17 protein-coding genes are annotated in these 20550 nt (G+C 54.8%); 9 read left to right on the plus strand and 8 right to left on the minus strand.

Annotated elements, in window-relative coordinates:
* The first annotated feature begins 34 nt into the window (after positions 1–34).
* Complete coding sequence (locus IXC47_RS07090) at positions 35–2311, plus strand: UvrD-helicase domain-containing protein (protein ID WP_175626938.1); 2277 nt, start codon at positions 35–37, stop codon at positions 2309–2311.
* Positions 2312–2361: 50 nt separating this feature from the next.
* On the opposite strand, the gene IXC47_RS07095 is transcribed toward IXC47_RS07090, so the two are convergent.
* The 3 genes from IXC47_RS07095 to IXC47_RS07105 all read right to left on the minus strand — a co-directional run bounded on the left by IXC47_RS07095 (position 2362) and on the right by IXC47_RS07105 (position 4599).
* Positions 2362–3135, minus strand: coding sequence for a BPSS1780 family membrane protein (locus IXC47_RS07095; RefSeq protein ID WP_175626939.1), 774 nt, complete (start codon positions 3133–3135; stop codon positions 2362–2364).
* Positions 3135–4103, minus strand: coding sequence for a homoserine kinase (locus IXC47_RS07100; protein WP_195875134.1), 969 nt, complete (start codon positions 4101–4103; stop codon positions 3135–3137). The genes IXC47_RS07095 and IXC47_RS07100 overlap by 1 nt, the downstream gene beginning before the upstream one ends.
* Positions 4104–4194: 91 nt before the next feature.
* Positions 4195–4599, minus strand: coding sequence for a DUF2782 domain-containing protein (locus IXC47_RS07105; RefSeq protein ID WP_195875135.1), 405 nt, complete (start codon positions 4597–4599; stop codon positions 4195–4197).
* A gap of 251 nt (positions 4600–4850) precedes the next feature.
* Between IXC47_RS07105 and polA the strand changes: the two genes are divergently transcribed.
* The 3 genes from polA to IXC47_RS07120 all read left to right on the plus strand — a co-directional run bounded on the left by polA (position 4851) and on the right by IXC47_RS07120 (position 9519).
* A complete protein-coding gene (gene polA / locus IXC47_RS07110; protein WP_195875136.1) occupies positions 4851–7607 on the plus strand; it encodes a DNA polymerase I in 2757 nt (918 codons plus the stop codon).
* A gap of 115 nt (positions 7608–7722) precedes the next feature.
* Entirely contained in the window at positions 7723–8607 is an 885-nt protein-coding gene (locus IXC47_RS07115; RefSeq protein ID WP_195875137.1) for a dienelactone hydrolase family protein, read from the plus strand.
* A gap of 153 nt (positions 8608–8760) precedes the next feature.
* Positions 8761–9519 carry a ZIP family metal transporter gene (locus tag IXC47_RS07120; RefSeq protein ID WP_175627110.1) on the plus strand — a complete coding sequence of 253 codons (759 nt, stop codon included), beginning with the start codon at positions 8761–8763 and terminating at the stop codon, positions 9517–9519.
* A 50-nt stretch (positions 9520–9569) separates the two neighbouring features.
* Here IXC47_RS07120 and IXC47_RS07125 read toward each other — a convergent pair whose 3' ends face one another.
* The 3 genes from IXC47_RS07125 to IXC47_RS07135 all read right to left on the minus strand — a co-directional run bounded on the left by IXC47_RS07125 (position 9570) and on the right by IXC47_RS07135 (position 12584).
* Complete coding sequence (locus IXC47_RS07125) at positions 9570–10415, minus strand: sulfurtransferase (RefSeq protein ID WP_195875138.1); 846 nt, start codon at positions 10413–10415, stop codon at positions 9570–9572.
* A gap of 23 nt (positions 10416–10438) precedes the next feature.
* Positions 10439–11368 carry a DMT family transporter gene (locus IXC47_RS07130; RefSeq protein WP_195875139.1) on the minus strand — a complete coding sequence of 310 codons (930 nt, stop codon included), beginning with the start codon at positions 11366–11368 and terminating at the stop codon, positions 10439–10441.
* 115 nt (positions 11369–11483) lie between these two features.
* Entirely contained in the window at positions 11484–12584 is a 1101-nt protein-coding gene (locus IXC47_RS07135) for an aromatic ring-hydroxylating oxygenase subunit alpha (protein ID WP_175626945.1), read from the minus strand.
* A gap of 444 nt (positions 12585–13028) precedes the next feature.
* Between IXC47_RS07135 and IXC47_RS07140 the strand changes: the two genes are divergently transcribed.
* From IXC47_RS07140 to dxs, 3 genes are read left to right on the plus strand one after another with little or no spacing between them, the layout of a single operon-like run.
* On the plus strand, positions 13029–13283 hold the full coding sequence (locus IXC47_RS07140; protein ID WP_195875140.1) for an exodeoxyribonuclease VII small subunit: 255 nt from the start codon (positions 13029–13031) through the stop codon (positions 13281–13283).
* Positions 13284–13288: 5 nt separating this feature from the next.
* On the plus strand, positions 13289–14173 hold the full coding sequence (locus tag IXC47_RS07145; RefSeq protein ID WP_195875215.1) for a polyprenyl synthetase family protein: 885 nt from the start codon (positions 13289–13291) through the stop codon (positions 14171–14173).
* A 1-nt stretch (position 14174) separates the two neighbouring features.
* Positions 14175–16040, plus strand: a complete 1866-nt coding sequence (gene dxs, locus IXC47_RS07150; RefSeq protein ID WP_195875141.1) for a 1-deoxy-D-xylulose-5-phosphate synthase — start codon at positions 14175–14177, stop codon at positions 16038–16040.
* Between the two features lie 87 nt (positions 16041–16127).
* On the opposite strand, the gene IXC47_RS07155 is transcribed toward dxs, so the two are convergent.
* Positions 16128–17126 (minus strand): cation diffusion facilitator family transporter, encoded by a 999-nt coding sequence (locus tag IXC47_RS07155; protein WP_195875142.1) that lies wholly within the window; start codon positions 17124–17126, stop codon positions 16128–16130.
* 27 nt (positions 17127–17153) lie between these two features.
* Positions 17154–17717: a cob(I)yrinic acid a,c-diamide adenosyltransferase gene (locus IXC47_RS07160; protein WP_195875143.1), complete on the minus strand. Its 564-nt coding sequence runs from the start codon at positions 17715–17717 to the stop codon at positions 17154–17156.
* Positions 17718–17942: 225 nt separating this feature from the next.
* On the opposite strand from IXC47_RS07160, the gene IXC47_RS07165 reads away from it, so the two are divergent.
* Complete coding sequence (locus IXC47_RS07165; RefSeq protein WP_175626950.1) at positions 17943–18839, plus strand: LysR substrate-binding domain-containing protein; 897 nt, start codon at positions 17943–17945, stop codon at positions 18837–18839.
* Positions 18840–19055: 216 nt separating this feature from the next.
* Positions 19056–20543, plus strand: a complete 1488-nt coding sequence (locus tag IXC47_RS07170) for an FAD-linked oxidase C-terminal domain-containing protein (RefSeq protein WP_175627112.1) — start codon at positions 19056–19058, stop codon at positions 20541–20543.
* Positions 20544–20550 lie beyond the last annotated feature (7 nt).

The following is a 20550-nucleotide window of genomic DNA, read 5'->3' on the forward strand; positions in this document are numbered from 1 at the left end:
GCATGTCACCTGCTGTCGCGGCTATAATCGATAGATGCAAAATCTTCTTCACAATCTCAATCCCGAACAACTCGCTGCAGTCACCTTACCCGCGCAACCAGCGTTGATCCTGGCAGGTGCCGGTTCCGGTAAAACCCGTGTACTGACAACGCGCATAGCCTGGCTGATCCAGACCGGACAAGTATCGCCTGCAGGCATACTCGCGGTAACCTTTACCAACAAGGCCGCGAAGGAAATGATGACGCGCTTGTCGGCGATGATGCCCATCAACACACGCGGCATGTGGATAGGGACCTTCCACGGATTGTGTAATCGCCTGCTGCGCGCGCATTATCGCGACGCTGCCTTGCCACAGACTTTCCAGATCCTCGATTCGCAGGATCAGTTATCGATGATCAAGCGTTTGCTCAAGGCAAACAATATTGATGACGAAAAGTATCCGCCGCGTAACCTGATGTACTTCATCAACGGTGCGAAAGACCAGGGTTTGCGTGCGAATGCGGTAGAAGCATTTGATGATTACAACCGCAAGATGGTCGAGCTGTATGACCTATACGACCAGCAATGCCAGCGTGAAGGCGTGGTCGATTTTGCCGAGCTGCTGTTGCGCACCTATGAATTACTGAGCCGCAACCAGCCGCTGCGCGAACACTATCAATCGCGCTTCCGTCACATCCTGGTCGACGAATTCCAGGATACCAATGACTTGCAATACAACTGGCTGAAGCTGATGGCTGGTACGCAAGGTGCGGTGTTTGCAGTCGGCGACGACGATCAAAGTATCTATGCATTCCGTGGTGCCAACGTCGGCAACATGAGTGCCTTCGAGCGCGAATTCAAAGTCGAGAACCTGATCAAGCTGGAGCAAAACTATCGCTCGCATGGCCACATCCTCGACACGGCGAATACGCTGATCGCGAACAACAGCAAACGCCTGGGCAAGAATTTGCATACCGATGCCGGTCACGGTGAGCTGGTGCGCATCTATGAAGCGACCAGCGATTTGCAGGAAGCGCAGTGGATCATCGAAGAAACCAAGAGCCTGATCGCAGAAGGTGCGGCGCGTAGCGAGATCGCTGTACTGTATCGCTCGAATGCGCAATCACGTGTGATCGAACACGCCTTGTTCTCTTCCGGCATTCCTTATCGTGTGTATGGCGGCCAGCGCTTCTTCGAGCGCGCTGAGGTCAAGCATGCGATCGCGTATCTGCAGTTGATGGACAATCCGCATAACGATTCCGCTTTCTTGCGCGTGGTGAATTTCCCGACGCGCGGCATAGGCGCACGTTCGCTCGAGCAATTGCAGGATGCGGCCAAACAATATGGCATCTCCTTGTATGCAGCCGTGCCCTATGTCACAGGCAAGGCCGGTTCGGCACTGGGCGCGTTCATCAAATTGATAGAAGCCACCCGCTTCGAAACACAAAATCTGCCCCTGCCGGAAATGGTGCAGGTCGTGATCGAAGCCAGTGGTTTGATCACGCATTACCAGAATGAAAAAGAAGGCGCTGATCGGATAGAGAATCTGGAGCAGGTAGTCAGTGCGGCGACCCTGTTTGTATCGGAAGAAGGTTTTGGCATAGATGCGCCTGCCTTGCTCGGACCAAGCAGCCAGCAAATGGCGGGCCCTGCCATCGTCACGCAGGATGGCGTCGAAGTGCTGGATGCTGATGCGCCTTTGCCAGTCGTGATGTCGCCGTTGTCGGCCTTCCTGTCGCACGCGTCGCTGGAAGCAGGTGACAATCAGGCGCAGGCTGGCCAGGATGCTTTACAACTGATGACAGTGCACTCGGCCAAAGGTCTGGAATTCGATGCCGTATTTATTACCGGCCTCGAAGAAGGTTTGTTCCCGCACGAAAATTCGCAGAAAGAAGAAGGCGGCGTGGAAGAAGAGCGACGCCTGATGTATGTCGCGATTACCCGTGCCAAACGCCGTCTCTATATCAGCTTCTCGCAGACGCGCATGTTGCACGGTCAGATGCGCTTCAACCTGAAATCGCGCTTCTTTGAAGAGATGCCGGAAGATTCATTGAAGTGGCTGTCGCCCAAAGTGCAGCAGCATCACTGGACGGCGCAGCCGAAAGCGGCGTGGGAAGATGCACTCGGTGCCGGTACCAATCAGATCGCGCAAAACATCACGAAAAAAGATATAGGCTGGCGCATAGGCGAATCTGTCGCACATGCGAAGTTTGGTGAAGGCGTCATCGTCAATATCGAAGGCAGTGGTGGCAATGCACGTGCGCACATCAACTTTGGCCGACATGGCATGAAGTTGCTGGATTTGAGTGTCGCCAAGCTCGAGAAGGTGTGAGTGGCAGGGTAGGACAGCAAGCGCAGATATTCTGCGCTTGCCGTTGATGGTCAGAACGACAGATTTTCCGGCGGTTCACCGAACAGGTGGGTGTAAGTCGGGAAAAACGAGCAATACATAATCACGGTCAGTACCAGCGACAGCGGCAGCAGGATAAAGATGGACGCTGAAGCCGAGTTCAGCAAGATACCCAGTATCGAGCTCACCACGACCGGGAAAATCATCCCTATGCTGACCCAGGCCAGGCCGTAAATCAGGAAGGCTTTGCCAGCGCGGCGTACTGCAAAGAAGCTGTAAAAAATCGCTTTGCCCACGCCCATGCCTTGCCATGCGATCAGCGGTGCGGCGTACCAGAACGCCATCGCCGCAGGAATATATACCAGAGCAGCAAAGAACATCGCCGAGGTCATGCTGGAGCCACGTACGGTTTCTGCATCGAGTACGATCTGGCCGGTAATTGCCTGCCAGAACACGCCGCCGTCGATCAGGCTGGAAGCACCGATCGCGACGATGGCTGCTACCAGGTACAAAGTCCCCAGTTTGATCAGCGTGCGTTTCGCAGGTGAGCGGAAGCCGACCAGCAGCAGGTTCGGATACACCCGTTTACCCGCTTTGACGTAAGCACATGCGTGCATGAAAGTCATCGAAAACAGCGGTACCAGGATCAGCGGCAGCAATTGCCCGATCACAGGAATGATGCCTACGCCCAGCATCAGGAACATATAGGCAAAGAAGAGCGTCGATAATTCAGCCGGTTGTTTGCGGAAGATGGCAAAGCCTTCCTTGACCCAAATCCAACCGGTTATTGCAGGCAGTTTTTCCATCATCCAGCCGAAGTAAAAAGAGGGGGAGTCGCTTGTTCGATGCGCAAGCGCAAGATACGTTCAAAATGCCCCGGGTCATGCGGCGTCAGCATTTCTGCATCGCGCGGCATGTGGAAATCATATAAGCGTGACAGCCAGAAGCGCAAGGCACCAGCGCGCAGCATAGGCTGCCAGGCCGCTTGCTCAGCGTCTGTGAACGGACGCACGTGGTGGTAAGCATCCAGCATCGCGCGCACGCGTTCCAGATCCAGCACGCCAGTCTCTACATCGATACACCAGTCATTCACGGTCACTGCGACATCGAACAGCCAGGTATCGCAACCGGCGAAATAGAAATCAAAGAAGCCGGTCAGGTGATCGCCGTTGAACATCACATTGTTGCGGAACAGGTCGGCGTGTATCGGGCCGTTCTGTAATTGGCGATACGTATCCGATTCAGCGAACGCGTTCTGGAATGCCATTTCTTCTGTCAGCAGCTGTTTATTGCTGTCGGACAGGTAAGGCATGACCAGTGGTGCGGTTTCATTGCGCCATGCCAGGCCACGCAGGTTAGGCTGACGGATAGGGAAGTTCTCTGCGGCGATATGCATGCGTGCCAGCATTGCACCGACGGCGGCGCAATGAACGGCTTGCGGGTCCATCTGCGAGCTGCCTTCCAGCTTGCTGACGATCGAAGCCGGTTTGCCGTGCAAGGCATTGATCAGGTCACCCTTGTGATTCGCGATAGGAGCAGGCACCAGCACGCCGCGCTCGGCCAGATGACGCATCAGGTTCAGGTAGAACGGCAGCTGCTCGAAGCTCAGGTTCTCGAATATGGTCAATACATATTCGCCGAACTCGGTCGTGATGAAGAAGTTGGTGTTTTCTATGCCGGATGGAATGCCCTTGATCGCGAGCGCTTTGCCCAGATCGAATTGGGTGATCCATTGAGAGAGGTCATCCAGAGTGACCGGGGTAAATACTGCCATGAGGAAATATGAAAGAAATACGTATCATCAAAAAACAAAAAATAACGCACCGGGGTGCGTTATTGGGAGACAGTTGCGCTAACTAAGTAGCTTACTTGCCAGCTGGTGCCAGGGTTTGTACTGGCTCAGCTCCTGGCTGGCTTTTCGGTGGGCCGAATTCGCCGATCTGGAATTGCACCGGACGCGAGCTATCGCTTTGACCATCGCCGCGCATCGCGCTGCCAGCCGGATCGTTAGGATGGGCATAGTAAGTGGTGCGACCAGTTTGTACTTTTACTTCGGTGACGCGACCCTGGGAGCGCTTTTCGGTAATCTTTTCTTTGGTGTCCGGTTGACGGATAGTCACCTCCGGTGCCGCACCTTCTTCCAGGCGTTGCATTTGCGGTGGCGGCGGAGCGGTGTCATTGCCAGGTGCATTTTGTGCGTTTACAACCATAGGCGTAGCGAAGACTGCCGCGGTAATCGTGATGAGGGACCAGATTTTGGATGTGCGCATGATGTATGTATGAGCCCGTCGTTAAAAGGAAGTTAAATAAGATAGTTCATTGTAACAAACAGGGCTAAGCCTGCTGAAAATAGTTCATTTTGTGAGGAAACGTTCCATAAATACAATTTGCCGTGGCCAGACGCAGAATTTGCCTGCCGAAACTCTGCCATAATCGTAGCCGTTTGCCATCAGATGCTAGCTGTGTGGCCCGCTTTATCCGGCAGCCTGATTGCTGCCCCTGTTTCCCTGACTAAATTCCTATGAATAAAACCCTGTTGTTAGTTGATGGTTCCAGCTATTTGTATCGTGCTTTCCACGCGATGCCGGACTTGCGCGGCCCGAACGGTGCGCCGACCGGAGCCATCTACGGCATGATTAATATGCTGCGCCGCCTGCGCAAGGACTATCCGGACGCGGAATACATGGCCTGCGTGTTCGATGCCAAGGGTAAAACCTTCCGTGATGATTTATATGCCGAGTACAAGGCGCAGCGTGCGTCCATGCCGGATGACCTGGTCAAGCAGATCGAACCTATCCATGAAGCAGTGCGCGCAATGGGTTGGCCCATCCTGATGGTGGAAGGCATAGAAGCAGACGATGTGATCGGTACGCTGGCGGTGGAAGCGGTCAAGCATGGTATGAACACCGTGATCTCGACCGGTGACAAGGATCTGGCACAACTGGTGAATGACCACGTCATGCTGATCAATACCATGAGTAATGAAAAGCTGGATCGCGACGGTGTGATTGCCAAATTCGGTGTGCCGCCGGAGCGCATCATCGATTACCTGACGCTGATAGGCGACACCGTGGATAACGTGCCGGGTGTAGATAAGGTTGGACCGAAAACTGCGGTCAAATGGCTGACCCAATACGGCACGCTGGACGGCATCGTTGAGCATGCCGCAGAAATCAAGGGCGCGGTCGGTGACAACCTGCGCCGTGCACTCGACTGGCTGCCCCAAGCGAAGACCCTGATCACGGTCAAAACGGATTGCGACTTGTCCGACCACATGGAAGGCATCATCGAATCGCTGACACAGCGCCCGGAAGACAAGGACGCGATGGTCGACTTCTTCACGCGCAATGGTTTCAAAACCTGGTTGCGTGAGTTGACCGATAAGCCAGAAGCAAGTGAGACCAGCGCAGCTGCCACGGGTGGCGATAGTGCACCACAAGGAGCCTTGTTTGCCGATGATGCGCCGGAAGTCGAAAAGCACTACGAAACCATATTGACCGAAGCTGATCTCGAACGCTGGTTGCAGAAGATCGATGCGGCTACATTGACTTCCATCGATACTGAAACCACCTCGCTGATTCCGATGCAGGCGCAACTGGTCGGCATCTCTTTGTGTTGTGAGCCTGGCGTCGCTGCCTACATACCAGTCGCGCATCATTATCAGGATGCACCGCTGCAGTTATCACGTGAATACGTGCTGGGGAAAATGAAGGCATGGCTGGAAGATGCGGGCAAAGCCAAGGTCGGGCAAAACCTCAAATACGATAGTCACATCTTTGAAAATCATGGCGTTCATCTGCGCGGCATCGTGCACGACACCCTGCTGGAATCCTATGTATTCGAATCGCACCGCAGCCACGATATGGATAGCCTGGCCTTGCGTCATTTGAATCGCAAGACCATCAGCTTCCAGGATGTGTGCGGTAAGGGCGCATCGCAGATAGGTTTTGACGAAGTTGAAATTGATCGCGCCACAGAGTATGCAGCGGAAGATGCGGACATCACCTTGCAATTGCATCAACGCATGTGGCCGCAAGTGGCAGAAGACAAAGGCCTGACCTTTGTTTATGAAAACATCGAATTGCCGACTGCGGTCGTACTGCAAAAGATAGAGCGCAACGGTGTCCTGATCGATCCGGATTTGCTGGCCAAGCAATCGAACGAGCTGGGCAAGCGCATGCTGGAAATAGAGCAGAATGCGTATGAACTTGCAGGCCAGCCATTCAATCTGAATTCGCCGAAACAGTTAGGTGAAATCTTCTTTGAAAAACTCAAGCTGCCGGTCGTCAAAAAGACGCCATCCGGCTCACCATCCACCGATGAAGAAGTGCTGCAAAAACTGGCAGAGGATTATCCATTGCCTAAGGTGTTGCTTGAGTATCGCAGTTTGTCGAAACTGAAATCGACCTACACTGACAAGCTGCCGAAGATGATAGACCCGACCACTGGTCGCGTGCATACCAACTATGCGCAGGCAGTCGCAGTAACCGGTCGCCTCGCATCCAATGATCCAAATTTACAAAACATTCCTATCCGTAATGCTGAAGGTCGTCGCATCCGCGAAGCCTTTGTCGCAGCACCGGGCAATGTGATTGTCTCTGCCGATTACTCGCAAATTGAGCTGCGCATCATGGCGCATATTTCCGGCGATGAAAACATGCTGCAAGCCTTTGCCGATGGCGAGGATATCCATAGGGCGACCGCTGCTGAAATTTTCGGTATAGAGCGTGCTGCGGTAGATAGCGAACAGCGTCGTTATGCCAAGGTAATTAACTTTGGCCTGATCTATGGCATGAGTGCTTTCGGCCTGGCTGGCAACCTCGGCATAGAACGCTCGGCTGCACAAAGCTATATCGAGAAATACTTCTATCGTTTCGCTGGCGTGAAGCGCTATATGGATGAGACGCGCCTGGAAGCAAAAGCGCGTGGTTATGTGCAGACTGTTTTCGGTCGTCGCTTATGGCTGCCGGAAATCAATTCGCCGAACGGCCCGCGTCGCCAGGGAGCCGAGCGTGCTGCGATCAATGCTCCTATGCAGGGCACAGCCGCTGACCTGATCAAGCTGGCGATGATCGCGGTGCAAGGCTGGCTGGAAACAGAAAAGCTGCAATCCAAAATGATCATGCAAGTGCACGATGAATTGGTGCTGGAAGTGGCGGAAACCGAGTTGGCACTGGTTCGTGAGAAACTGCCAGAGCTGATGCGTAATGTCGCACAATTGAAAGTGCCGCTGATCGCGGAAGTTGGCGTCGGCAAGAACTGGGATGAAGCACACTAAGTACGCATTAAGGCAAAGCATCGCCGCTGTACGAGTTTCGCCGTTTGCTGTCGATATGCAGGGCAGCAAGTATTTTTTCAATTGAGATGCAATCACTATCTACTGGAGGATGGGAATGGATAATTTGAAAGAGGACTTCGCTAGCCTGGTCGCAAAAACACCGATCTCGGATGGCGTCGACAGACGTGGTTTTTTGAAGACGGCTTTGGGTAGTGGTTTTGCTGCAGCGGTATTGCCTATCGCTGCGCACAGCGCAGTGGCGACCGATAGCAAGGGTTTGACGGTAGGCGAAGTCACCGTCAATGTGAATGGCCAGGCAGTGCCGGTATATCGTGCGCAGCCCGCAGGCAAAACCAATCTGCCGGTGGTGCTGGTGATTTCTGAAATCTTTGGCGTGCATGAATACATCGCCGACGTCGCGCGTCGTTTCGCCAAGCTGGGTTATCTGGCGCTGGCACCGGAATTGTTTGTGCGTCAGGGTGACCCGGGTTCATACGGCACCATCGCCGAACTGCAAAAAGAGATTATTTCCAAAGTGCCGGATGCGCAGGTCATGACCGACCTTGATGCAGTCGTGGCCTGGGCCAAGGCGAATGGCGGCAATACCGATAAGCTCGGCATCACCGGTTTCTGCTGGGGCGGTCGCGTGACCTGGTTGTACTCGGCGCACAATCCCAAGGTTAAAGCTGGCGTGGCCTGGTATGGCCGCCTGGTCGGCAATAACAATGAATTGACGCCCAAGAATCCGGTCGACATTGCTGCCAAACTGAAAACCCCGGTATTGGGTTTGTACGGCGCGCAGGATGGCGGCATTCCGGTTACGACCGTCGTGCAGATGCAGGATGCCTTGTCCAAGGGCAGCAGCAAGTCGGAATTCGTCCTGTTCAAAAATTCCGGTCATGCTTTCCACGCCGACTATCGCGCCAGCTATGTAGAAGCGGATGCGAAAGAAGGCTGGCAACGTTGCTTAGACTGGTTTAAAACCCACGGCGTGAGCTAACCCCCCCTAAGCCACATCTGTGGCAAAGACGCGACGGTGGATGTATTTATACCGTCGCGTTTTTATTTGCTGAAATAGCCGGGATATGTTTTAATTTGCAACCTTGTTGCATTAAGCCCGGAGCCTAAAATTAATTCCACGCTCGTTTCTATTCTGTTGACCACCGCCATTTCGGGCGTCTTCAGCATTTCTGCCGCGGCTTTGTTTTCGTTCTCGCTGCTGTCCAAACTGGTCGATCGCATGGTCAGCCTGTCGGTCGGTATCCTGCTGGCGACTTCGCTGCTGCATGCCTTGCCGGAAGCGTTTGAGTCAGGTGCCGATACGCATGCGCTGTTCGCGCTGCTGCTTGCTGGCTTGCTGGGCTTTTTCCTGCTGGAGAAGTTTGCCATCCTGCGCCACTCGCACCACCACGAAGACGACGGTCACGGTCATGAGCATGGACATGATGCGAAAGAGGCGGGTGCTGCTGGCTGGATGATCCTGGTCGGCGACAGCCTGCATAATTTCACCGACGGTATCCTGATTGCCGCAGCTTTCCTGGCTGATCCGCACCTCGGCATCCTGACCGGCCTCGCTATCATTGCGCATGAAATCCCGCAGGAAATCGGCGACTTCATCGTCTTGCTGAATGCCGGTTTCAGTCGTAAACGCGCATACGCCTACAACATTATTTCGGGTTTGACGGCAGTAGTCGGCGGCCTGGTTGGTTACTTCATGCTGGATCGTTCGCAGGAATGGATACCGTATGTATTGGTATTCGCTTCATCCGGCTTTATCTACATCGCCGTCAGCGACCTGATGCCGCAGATGCAGCGTCGTGCATCGATGCGAGAAACCATACCGCAGATCGTGTTGATCGCACTGGGTGTGGCTATCGTCTTATTCCTGACAGGACATGCGCACGCTCATTGAGCGTAGTCGTGCGCATTAGTCCTTCATAAGCCCCTCATGCCCGGTGCGCCTCAGGCAACCGGGCGTGCCGGATCGGCACACCATTCACTCCATGATCCCGGATACAGTGCAGCGCCTCGCAGGCCTGCGATTTCCAGTGCCAGCAGGTTGTGGCAGGCTGTTACGCCGGAGCCGCATTGCATGACGGCTTGCGTCGGATCTGCGACGACAGCACTGAATTCCTGACGTAATTGCTCGGCTGACTTGAAGTTACCGTCGGCTTGCAGATTCTCTTTGAAGAAACGATTTTTCGCACCGGGGATATGGCCGCCGACCGGATCTATCGTTTCATTTTCGCCGCGGAAGCGATCCGCTGCGCGTGCATCTACCACGGTCAATTTTTCATTCGACAGATTCGCCAGCAAGTCATTTGCGCTGACGGTAGTGACCAGGCTGGTACGTTCAGTCAGTGCGCCCAGTACACGTGGCGACTCTTCGGTCGACAGCCACATGCCGCTGGCCAGCCATGCGGGCAGGCCACCATCCAGTACTGCGACTGATTCATGTCCAACCCAGCGCAGCATCCACCACAGACGTGCGGCAAACATGCCGCCTTGCGCATCGTAGACCACGACTTGCGTATCGTTATTGATGCCCCAGCGTTGCAGGGTAGCGATGAAGGCAGCGCGATCCGGCAACGGATGACGACCACGGAAGACGCCATCGGCGCCGACTTTCTCACCTGCCAGGTCTTTATCCAGATGGGCGAATTGCGCATTCGGCAAATGACCTTCTGCATACGCACGTGCGCCTGCTTCCGGGTTCGCCAGATCATGGCGGGTATCGAGGATGACCCAGCCAGGTTCAAAAATATGTTTGGATAAATCAGCTGCTGAAATGATGGTGCTATAGCTCATGTCGGTTTCCTGTCGCTGCTGGTTTAGAGTTCGGTCGAAATCGGATCGGCGGGGGTTACCGTTTTTACGGTCGCCGAATTGCGAATATTGTAGAACGTGGCGACGATACCGCTGACCAGTATGATCGCGATCCCGAGCCAGCTCAAAAAGCCGAGGATATCACTCCAGATCAATACACCCCAGATACTGGAAAATACGATGCCGGTGTATTGCAGGTTGGCAGTCACCAATGTGTTGCCGAGGCGGTAAGCACGTGTCATCGCCATCTGCGCGATGGCTGCCAATACACCTATGCTTAGCAGCAGGAACAAGCCGTAGGTCGAGTGCGCGCGTGCCAGGGTGATCGCTTCTCCATTCAGGCCCGGACCGAACAGGCAGCCACCCAGGCCTGCGATGAAGCCGGTTGCAGAGAAATAAAACACGACGCGCGATTCCGGTTCGCCCAATTGTCCGAGGTGACGCACCTGGAGATAGGCAAGGGCCGACAGCGCACCCGAGCACAGGCCGAGGAAGCCGCCCAGCCATTGGTCTGCATGTATCGATGGACGCAGCAATAAGGTCACACCGACGAAGCTGGCCGTAATCGCCAGCACCAGGCCCCATTCAAAACGCCGTTTGCCGGCACGCCACGCAGCCACGAAAAGGATGCCGGAGATCCAGATCGGTGCCATGTAATTGAGCGTCATCGCTGTTGCCAGTGGCAGCAGGCCAATCGCGCAAAACCAGAGCCACAGCGCAGTCACGCCAACCACGCAACGCCATAAGTGTTGCCAGATCAGGTGTGTGCGCAGGCTGCCGCCTTGCTGCAGGATCAGGATGTAGATAAAGATCACGCCTATGAAGCCGCGATACATGATGATTTCTGCGACCGAGTAGGTTTCGGATGCGAGCTTGACGCACACGCCCATGATGGAAAACATCAGCGTTGCGACAAGCATCCAGAGTGATTGCATGAGAAGTGAAGAGTGTTACTGCGGGTTGATGCTGCGGGATCTTACTAAACGGAGGTTACTAAACTAAAACTGCATGCCGGGACCGCAGCTGTGCAGTCCCGGCTGGTGATACTGGTTAAACGTCGAGCTGACGGCGATACCATTCATGGAAGTGCTGCATGCCGTCTTCCATCGGTGACTGGTAGGGCCCGACTTCGTTTTCGCCGCGATCGAGCAGGATCTTGCGACCTGCATCCATGCGCAGCGCGATTTCATCGTCCTCTTCGCAGGTTTCCATATACGCCGCACGTTCCGCCGCGACGAATTCGCGTTCAAACAAAACGATTTCTTCCGGATAGTAGAACTCGACCACGTTACGTGTTTTTTGCGGACCGTTAGGCCAGACCGTGGATACCACCAATACATGCGGGTACCACTCGACCATGATGTTCGGATAAATGGTCAGCCAGATCGCGCCGTAAGGTGGAGCTTCACCGTTGCGGAATTGCAGGATTTGTTCCTGCCATTTTTGATATTTTTCCGAGCCGGATTTGGCCAGCGCGTGGTGCACGCCCACGGTTTGTACGCTGTACTCGTCACCGAACTCCCACTTCAGGTCGTCGCAGCTGACAAAGCTGCCGAGGCCAGGGTGGAAGGGCTCGACGTGGTAATCCTCCAGATAGACTTCAATGAAAGTCTTCCAGTTGTAATCGCACTCGTGGACTTCGACGTGGTCCAGCATATAGCCGCTGAAATCCAGGTCTTTGGTCACACCGAGCTTGCTCAGGATTTTGGCGACGTTGACGCCGTTTTGTTCAAACAGCAAACCGTTCCAGCTTTGCAACTGCGTGTTGGACAGGTTCAGGCAAGGCGTTTCACCGAAATGCGGTGCGCCTATCAACTCACCCTTGAGGTCATAGGTCCAGCGATGCAGCGGACAGACGATGTTTTTCGCATGGCCGCGACCATTGAACATTTTCGCCTGGCGATGACGGCAGACGTTAGAAAGCAACTCTATTCCCTGCTGACTGCGGACCAGCATGCGGCCTTCGTTTTCCCACGCGAGCGTGGCAAAGTCGCCGACATTCGGCACCATCAGTTCATGCCCTGCGTAACGCGGGCCTGCACGGAACAACTGCTGGATTTCCTGCTTCAACAGTGCTTCGTCGAAATAGACGTTGACTGGAAGCTGCGCGTTAGAACGCGCGAGTTTGGCGAGATTAGCCAGATCGGACATCCCCACCCCCAAATTAATTTGCACCCCCTGTAATCCCTGTAGGGAGGGAGCATCCGCTTGCAGGCGGACGCTGTTACGCAGGCGATGAGCATGCTCATCGAATTATCTGCTGCACCCTAAGAGGAAAGAATCCGCAAAAACCTAAATCAAACGAGATAAAGAGGCAATTTTGGACAGAACCGAGGATTATACCCCAGACTTTTATGCGCCGACGAGCCGCTAGAGCCAACTGCCATGCGATGATTTCAATTGTTGGTAAAAGGAAAATATTTCTTTGCCCATGGTGGCCCGTCAGCACGAAAATCGCCGGTTGAGGCCATATATGCCCGTTTTCTGCCCAAAAATGCAGATTTTCCGTATGGGAAACCGACGGATATGCTGCGTTTATCCACCGTGCAGAGTGGTTTGCTCTAAAATAACGGGCTAAACCTTTTTCCTGCTCTTATGTCAAAAAAACCTACCTCTGCCGCTTTGCCTTCGTCGTTTGAAGAAGCGATGGCAGAACTCGAACAACTGGTCGCGCGCATGGAAGCGGGCGAACTGCCGCTGGAAGCATCGGTCGCGGCCTATAAGCGCGGCTCCGAGCTGGTCAAGTACTGCGCCGCGCAACTCGAAAAAGTCGACAATCAGGTCAAGGTACTGGAAGGCGATATGCTCAAACCGTTCAACGCAGATCGTGCGATCGAGGCGGATGAATGACGACTATGCAATCGTTTGATGTCTGGATGAAATCCACGCAGGCTGAAATGGAAGTGGCACTGGTGCAGCATTTGCCGCCGGTGGCTGTCACGCCTGCACGCCTGCATGAAGCCATGCACTACGCTGTGCTGGATGGCGGCAAGCGTGTACGTCCGTTGCTGGTGTATGCCGCTGGTGCGTTGTTCGATGCAGATGCCGCTGAACTGGCGCGTGCCGCCGCCGCAGTTGAAATGATCCATGCGTATTCGCTGGTGCATGACGATATGCCGTGCATGGATGATGATGCCTTGCGTCGCGGCAAGCCGACCGTGCATGTGAAGTATGACGAAGCATGTGCGTTGCTGGTCGGTGATGCCTTGCAGTCGCAGGCTTTTGAAGTATTGGCTGATGGTGGCCTCGATCCAGTACGACAACTGGCGATGGTGCGCTTGCTGGCAAAAGCATCCGGTTCGCTCGGCATGTGCGGCGGACAGGCGATCGACTTGGCGAGCGTAGGACTGAGCTTGTCCTTGCAGGAATTGGAACAGATGCACCGTTTGAAAACTGGTGCGCTGTTGCGCGTTTCGGTTTTGCTGGGCGCACTCGCCGGCAAGGCTTTGAGCGAGGAAGAAACAGAGGCGCTGGATACTTATGCGGCCGCTATCGGCCTCGCATTCCAGGTCGTCGATGATGTGCTGGATGCGACTGCGGATTCAGCCACGCTGGGTAAAACCGCGGGCAAGGATGCGGCAGACAACAAGCCGACCTATGTATCGATACTCGGTCTGGAGCAATCGCAGGCCCTGGCAGAAAAATTGCGCAACGATGCCCATCGTGCGCTTGAGCAGTTTGGAGAAAAAGCACGACGCTTGCGAGAACTCGCAGATTTGATCGTGCAGCGGAAGGCTTAGTATGAATTTGCTGAATACCATTAATGACCCGGCCGAAATACGGCACCTGACACGTCCGCAGCTGAAGCAGCTGGCCGACGAGTTGCGCGCGTTCGTGCTGGAATCCGTGTCGGCTACCGGCGGCCATTTGTCGTCGAATCTCGGTACGGTAGAACTGACGATCGCCTTGCATAACGTTTTTAATACGCCGGAAGATCGCATCGTCTGGGACGTCGGTCACCAGACCTATCCGCACAAGATACTGACTGGTCGTCGTGACCAGATGCACACCTTGCGTCAGATCGATGGCATCTCCGGTTTTCCGCAACGCGCTGAAAGCCCTTACGATACTTTCGGTACCGCACACTCATCGACCTCCATCTCTGCTGCACTGGGTATGGCACTCGCTGCCAAGACCAAAGGCGAGGATCGTCATGCGATCGCTGTGATCGGCGACGGTGCAATGACCGCAGGCATGGCGTTTGAAGCGATGAACAATGCCGGTATCCATGACGACATCAACTTGCTGGTCGTGCTGAACGATAACGATATGTCGATCTCGCCGCCGGTGGGTGCGTTGAATCGCTATCTGGCGCGCCTGATGTCCGGACAGTTTTATGCAGCAGCGAAGAACGTCGGCAAAACAGTATTGCCGGCGCCTATGCGCGAACTTGCCAAGCGCATAGAAGAACACGCGAAGGGCATGATCGTTCCGGCGACCATGTTTGAAGAATTCGGTTTTAACTACATCGGCCCTATCGATGGTCATGACCTCGACTCGCTGATTCCGACGCTGCAAAACCTCAAGCATTTGAAAGGCCCGCAATTCCTGCACGTGGTCACACGTAAAGGCCAGGGCTACAAACTGGCGGAAGCCGATCCGGTGCTGTATCACGGCCCGGGTAAATTCGATCCGGCTGAAGGCATCAAGCCTAGCACCGCCAAGAAAGTGACCTACACCAGTGTATTCGGCGACTGGCTGTGCGATATGGCCGCTGCAGACAAGCGTCTGGTCGGCATTACACCGGCGATGCGCGAAGGTTCCGGCATGGTGGAGTTTGAGCGTCGCTTCCCGGATCGCTACTACGATGTCGGCATCGCTGAACAACATGCAGTGACTTTCGCTGCTGGTATGGCGTGCGAAGGTTTGAAACCAGTCGTCGCCATCTATTCGACTTTCCTGCAACGCGGTTACGATCAACTGATACATGATGTCGCTTTGCAAAACCTGGATGTGACTTTCGCGCTGGATCGCTCCGGCCTGGTCGGTGCCGATGGTGCAACCCATGCCGGTAACTACGACATCGCCTTTTTGCGCTGCATCCCGAATATGGTCATCATGGCCGCATCCGATGAAAACGAATGCCGTCAAATGCTCTCGACCGGCTTCCAGTATCAGGGCCCAGCTGCCATACGCTATCCACGCGGCGGCGGTATAGGTGCGACAGTCGGCACCGATCTGGCGACGATACCGCTGGGTACCGGTGAAATCAAACGTGAAGGCAAGGGCATCGCCATCCTCGCGTTCGGCACCATGGTTGCGCCTAGTGTGCAGGCAGGGAATGAGCTGGATGCAACGGTTGCAAACATGCGTTTCGTCAAACCGCTGGATGTGGAATTGCTGAAACGCCTGGCAACAACGCATGACGCCATCGTCACGGTAGAAGAAGGTTCCATCATGGGTGGTGCCGGTGCAGCAGTCGCGGAAGCGATGGCAGCAGCAGGCATCGTCAAACCATTATTGAATCTCGGCTTGCCGGATGAATTCATAGACCACGGTGATGCACCTACCTTGCTCGCATCGTGCGGCCTGGATGCCAAGGGCATCGCTGCATCTATCCGCAAACGCTTTGGCAAGGATCAGCCACGTCTGGTCGTGAATCAGTAAGCAGCAGATTTCGTATGTAAAAATGCCTTTCAGTTGTAAGACTGAAAGGCATTTTTTATTGCGCGCCTGGCAGGTGTCGAACGCGACTCAATGTTGATGGCCTGGCGCTGCGTGATCATGCTCATCAGTGTGTGGCGCAGTCGTTTGCAGGCTGCACGCATTCTCATCAACATCCGAATTCCAGTCTATCCCTATCGTTGCGTGTTCTATGCTGAACTGGTCACGTAGTGCCTGCTCGACGCGTTTGACGACAGCGCGTGCTGCATCATCCGTGTCCGGGCGTATATGCAGCGTCGCCATGGTGCGACCGGAAGTCAGTTGCCACACGTGTACATGGCTGACTGCTGCGAGGCCGCGAACGGCCTGCATCAAACCTTGTTCGACTTTCTCTGGCGTTGCATGATCGGGCGCACCTTCCAGCAAGATGTGAATGGACTTAAGCAGCAACTTCAATGCGCTGCGCAAGATCAATGCAGCGACAAAGACCGAGAGTATCGGATCGATAGGCGTCCAGCCGGTGTAGTAGATGACGATGGCTGCGACGATGGCGCCGACCGAGCCCAGCAAGTCACCCATCACGTGCAGGATCGCGCCTTTCACATTGACATGTTCAGTCTCGCCGCGCGTCATGATCCACAGCACCAGCATGTTGACCAGCAGGCCGAGCACGGCGACGATGAACATGGGGCCAGCCAGGATGGTGGGTGGGGAAGATAAGCGTACCCATGCTTCGTAAGCGATCCACACCACGATGCCCAACAAGGTCAGTGCATTGACGAAGCCGGCGATGACTTCGAAGCGCAGATAACCAAAGGTACGCTTGCTGTCGGCGGCACGACGGCCGAAACGGAATGCGGCATAGGCCAGTGCGAGCGCTACGGCATCGGTCAGCATGTGACCGGCATCAGCCAGCAATGCCAGCGAGCCGGACAGCACGCCACCTACCGCTTCCACTAGCATGAAGCTAAAGGTCAGGACGAAGGAGAGGAGTACCTTGCGTTCGTTATCGCTGGTTACGGTAGGCGTGTGTTCATGATCGTGATCATCGCCATGTGCGTGTTCGTCGCCTGATGTATGTGCAGTCATTTTTCTATCATTTCTGCGCTGGTGAAATCAGGATGCGATATCCCGCACCCTATCTTTTTCCCACCACACGTCCGTGCCACCCGCATAGCGATTCAATATGCGGGACAGGACAAACATCAAATCCGACAAGCGATTCATATACTGGCGCGGATTGTCATTAAGTTTTTCCGCTTTGCCGAGGCTGACGATAGTACGTTCCGCGCGGCGGCAGACTGTACGGCAAATATGCGCTTGCGCTGCTGCACGTGAACCTGCAGGCAGGATGAATTCCTTCAGCGCAGGCAGGGTGCTGTTGTACTTCTCCAGCAAGCCGTCCAGGCGCGCGACTTGTTCATCATGGATCAGCGTGTAGTCGGGTATGCACAGCTCGCCACCGAGGTCGAACAAGTCGTGCTGGATCGAGATCAATTCTTCACGCAAGGCAGCAGGCAGGTCTTCGCACAGCAACAAGCCTATGTGTGAATTCAATTCATCGACGTCGCCCATCGCATGTACGCGTAGCGCATCCTTGTCGACACGGCTGCCATCGCCGAGGCCGGTGGTGCCTTTGTCGCCGGTGCGTGTTGCGATTTTTGAAAGTCGGTTGCCCATGAGATCAGTAGTGAGTAGAGGAGAGTTGTGAGGATACGGTAAAACCGGCAGGCGGAATCCGGCCCGGCGGCGCTGATTTGTTTATTTTGCAGTGCAAAAGAGTTTAAATATTATCAAAATAATACTTTTAATGAGCTCGGCATGCTTTAAAACAAGCACTAGTTCGATAAGAAAGCGGTGAAAACGGTAAAATCATGCCTTGATAACCGAAGATTGATTGACGCAATGGCAATAAGACTTCCTCCTGTGCACGCACTGTCCGCTTTTGAAGCCGCTGCACGCCACGGTTCATTTGCGATTGCAGCAGAAGAGCTGTGTATCACGCCATCGGCGTTTTCCCATCGTATCCGCCTGCTGGAAGAGTTCGTCGGCGAACGCCTGTTCCTGCGTGACGGGCGCAGCGTCAGCCTGACCGAATTTGGCCGTCGTTATCTGGATGTGGTGCGTGATGCCTTGCGTTCACTGGCAGACTTTCCTTTGCCGCATCGGCATCCGCTGGCGCAGCCACGCGTCAAGATCACGGTGCCACCAACTTTTGCGCGTTATCTTTTCCTGCCGCACCTGGCCGATTTCACAGCCTTGTATCCGGATATCACGATAGAGGTTTTCCTTTCGGTCCCGCTGTACGACATGGCGCTGTCGGAGACCGATCTGGAGATACGTTTTGGGGCTGGCAAATATCCGGACACTACCACCGAGAAGCTGTTTGAAGAACCGGTATTTCCGGTCGTCAGCCCGGCTTACCTGGAAAAAATCGGTGGCCTGAAAACCCCGGCCGACCTGCAAAAAGCGCAACTGCTGCGTTCTGCGCTCGAACCCTGGCAGGCATGGTTTGAAGTGGCTGGGCTGGACTGGCCGGAACCTGCGACCGGCTTGCGCATCGATGACCTCGGCTTGCTGCTGGAAGCGGTGCGCCACGGCTATGGCGTGGCCCTGACGCGCAAGCATTTTGCCGAAGAAATGATCGATAAAGGCGAAGTCGTTCCCTTGTTCGATATCCAATTAACGACACCACAACATGCTTACTACATGGTCTATGAACAAAGTGTGCGCGAGCGCCCGGAAGTCGTATTGTTCATGAACTGGATGATGGAGCGTTTCAATATGCAAAGGATGGCCTAGCCGTTCTCGCGCACGCAATGCTGCATCGCAGTATGGTGCGCAGCAGTTTGCTGCAGTATTGTGTGAATTACTGCATTTTTCTCATCACTTGAATAATTTTCACCCCGGCGGCTAAAGCTTTCAGTCCAGCCGGGGCGTGGTTTAGTTACACTCTGATCAGACCTTGTGCGTCTCTCAATTTGTTAACCGACGCGAAAATTGCAATCAGGATTGATGATGAATACAACTTCGGCACCTCCATTTACAGCGGCGTATCAGCGCACGGTAGTGGACGCATTGCGTGCCGTACTCCCTGAACGTTGCGTGCTCTTCAATGAAGAAGATACGCGGCCTTACGAGTGCGATGGTCTGGCTGCTTATGCCCAGTTGCCCATGGTGGTGGTCCTGCCTGACACCGAGGCGCAAGTCATCGCTGCCATCAAGGTATGCCATGCATTGAAGGTGCCTATCGTGCCGCGCGGTGCCGGTACCGGTTTGTCCGGCGGCGCATTGCCGATCGCCGATGGCATCGTCCTCTCCACCGCACGTCTCAACAAAATCGTGAAAGTCGATGCATATGCGCGTACCGCAGTGGTACAGCCTGGCGTACGCAATCTGGCTATCTCGGAAGCGGTTGCACCGCTGGGCCTGTACTACGCACCAGATCCTTCTTCACAGATCGCCTGCACCATAGGCGGCAACGTCGCGGAAAACTCCGGCGGCGTGCATTGCCTCAAATACGGCCTGACCGTACACAACGTGATGCGCGTGCGCGTCGTCACGATAGAAGGCGACGTGGTCGAACTCGGTAATGCCGCACTTGATGCACCTGGACTCGATTTGTTGTCGGTGTTCGTCGGTTCCGAAGGCATGCTCGGCATGGTGACGGAAGTCACCGTCAAACTGATTCCTAAACCTAAACTCGCACGCGTGATCCTGGCTTCCTTCGATGACGTAGTGAAGGGCGGTAACGCCGTCGCCAGCGTGATCGCCGCAGGCATTATCCCGGCCGGTCTGGAGATGATGGACAAGACTTCGTCGCGCATGGTCGAGCCGTTTGTTAAAGCAGGTTACGACATTGATGCGGAAGCATTGCTGTTGTGTGAATCGGATGGCATACCGGAAGAAGTCGACGAAGAAATCGCGCGCATGACCGAAGTGCTCAAGCACTCAGGCGCAACTGCGATTGCCGTTTCGCAAAACGAAGCAGAGCGCCTGCGCTTCTGGTCTGGTCGCAAGAATGCATTCCCGGCCGCAGGCCGTATCTCCCCTGATTACTACTGTATTGACGGCACGATTCCGCGTCGTAGCCTGGCGGATGTGTTGCTCGGCATCGCCGAGATGGAAGTCAAATACGGCTTGCGTTGCGCCAACGTATTCCACGCCGGTGACGGTAATTTGCACCCGTTGATTTTGTTCGATGCCAACCAGGAAGGTGAATTCCACCGTGCCGAATTGTTCGGCGCAGAAATCCTCGAGATGTGCGTCGCAGTTGGCGGGACGATCACCGGTGAACACGGTGTCGGCCTGGAAAAAATCAACCAGATGTGCGTGCAGTTTTCACGTGCCGAGATCGATGCTTTCCTCGCAGTCAAACGCGCTTTCGACCCGGTCTCGTTGCTGAATCCGACCAAGGCTATCCCGACGCTCCAGCGCTGTGCCGAGTACGGCAAGATGCACGTCAAACGTGGCATGCTGAAGTTTCCTGATTTGCCGCGCTTCTAATTTTCTC

The organism is Herminiimonas contaminans (genome assembly GCF_015645465.1).
In the GTDB taxonomy this organism is placed as follows: Bacteria; Pseudomonadota; Gammaproteobacteria; order Burkholderiales; family Burkholderiaceae_D; genus Oxalicibacterium; species Oxalicibacterium contaminans.

Bases quoted from the DNA above. Each gene is read 5' to 3' on its own strand.
- IXC47_RS07090 (WP_175626938.1), top strand. From the start codon at position 35: ATGCAAAATCTTCTTCACAATCTCAATCCCGAACAACTCGCTGCAGTC.
- IXC47_RS07095 (WP_175626939.1), bottom strand. From the start codon at position 3,135: ATGGAAAAACTGCCTGCAATAACCGGTTGGATTTGGGTCAAGGAAGGC.
- IXC47_RS07100 (WP_195875134.1), bottom strand. From the start codon at position 4,103: ATGGCAGTATTTACCCCGGTCACTCTGGATGACCTCTCTCAATGGATC.
- IXC47_RS07105 (WP_195875135.1), bottom strand. From the start codon at position 4,599: ATGCGCACATCCAAAATCTGGTCCCTCATCACGATTACCGCGGCAGTC.
- polA (WP_195875136.1), top strand. From the start codon at position 4,851: ATGAATAAAACCCTGTTGTTAGTTGATGGTTCCAGCTATTTGTATCGT.
- IXC47_RS07115 (WP_195875137.1), top strand. From the start codon at position 7,723: ATGGATAATTTGAAAGAGGACTTCGCTAGCCTGGTCGCAAAAACACCG.
- IXC47_RS07125 (WP_195875138.1), bottom strand. From the start codon at position 10,415: ATGAGCTATAGCACCATCATTTCAGCAGCTGATTTATCCAAACATATT.
- IXC47_RS07130 (WP_195875139.1), bottom strand. From the start codon at position 11,368: ATGCAATCACTCTGGATGCTTGTCGCAACGCTGATGTTTTCCATCATG.
- IXC47_RS07135 (WP_175626945.1), bottom strand. From the start codon at position 12,584: ATGTCCGATCTGGCTAATCTCGCCAAACTCGCGCGTTCTAACGCGCAG.
- IXC47_RS07140 (WP_195875140.1), top strand. From the start codon at position 13,029: ATGTCAAAAAAACCTACCTCTGCCGCTTTGCCTTCGTCGTTTGAAGAA.
- IXC47_RS07145 (WP_195875215.1), top strand. From the start codon at position 13,289: ATGCAATCGTTTGATGTCTGGATGAAATCCACGCAGGCTGAAATGGAA.
- dxs (WP_195875141.1), top strand. From the start codon at position 14,175: ATGAATTTGCTGAATACCATTAATGACCCGGCCGAAATACGGCACCTG.
- IXC47_RS07155 (WP_195875142.1), bottom strand. From the start codon at position 17,126: ATGACTGCACATACATCAGGCGACGAACACGCACATGGCGATGATCAC.
- IXC47_RS07160 (WP_195875143.1), bottom strand. From the start codon at position 17,717: ATGGGCAACCGACTTTCAAAAATCGCAACACGCACCGGCGACAAAGGC.
- IXC47_RS07165 (WP_175626950.1), top strand. From the start codon at position 17,943: ATGGCAATAAGACTTCCTCCTGTGCACGCACTGTCCGCTTTTGAAGCC.
- IXC47_RS07170 (WP_175627112.1), top strand. From the start codon at position 19,056: ATGAATACAACTTCGGCACCTCCATTTACAGCGGCGTATCAGCGCACG.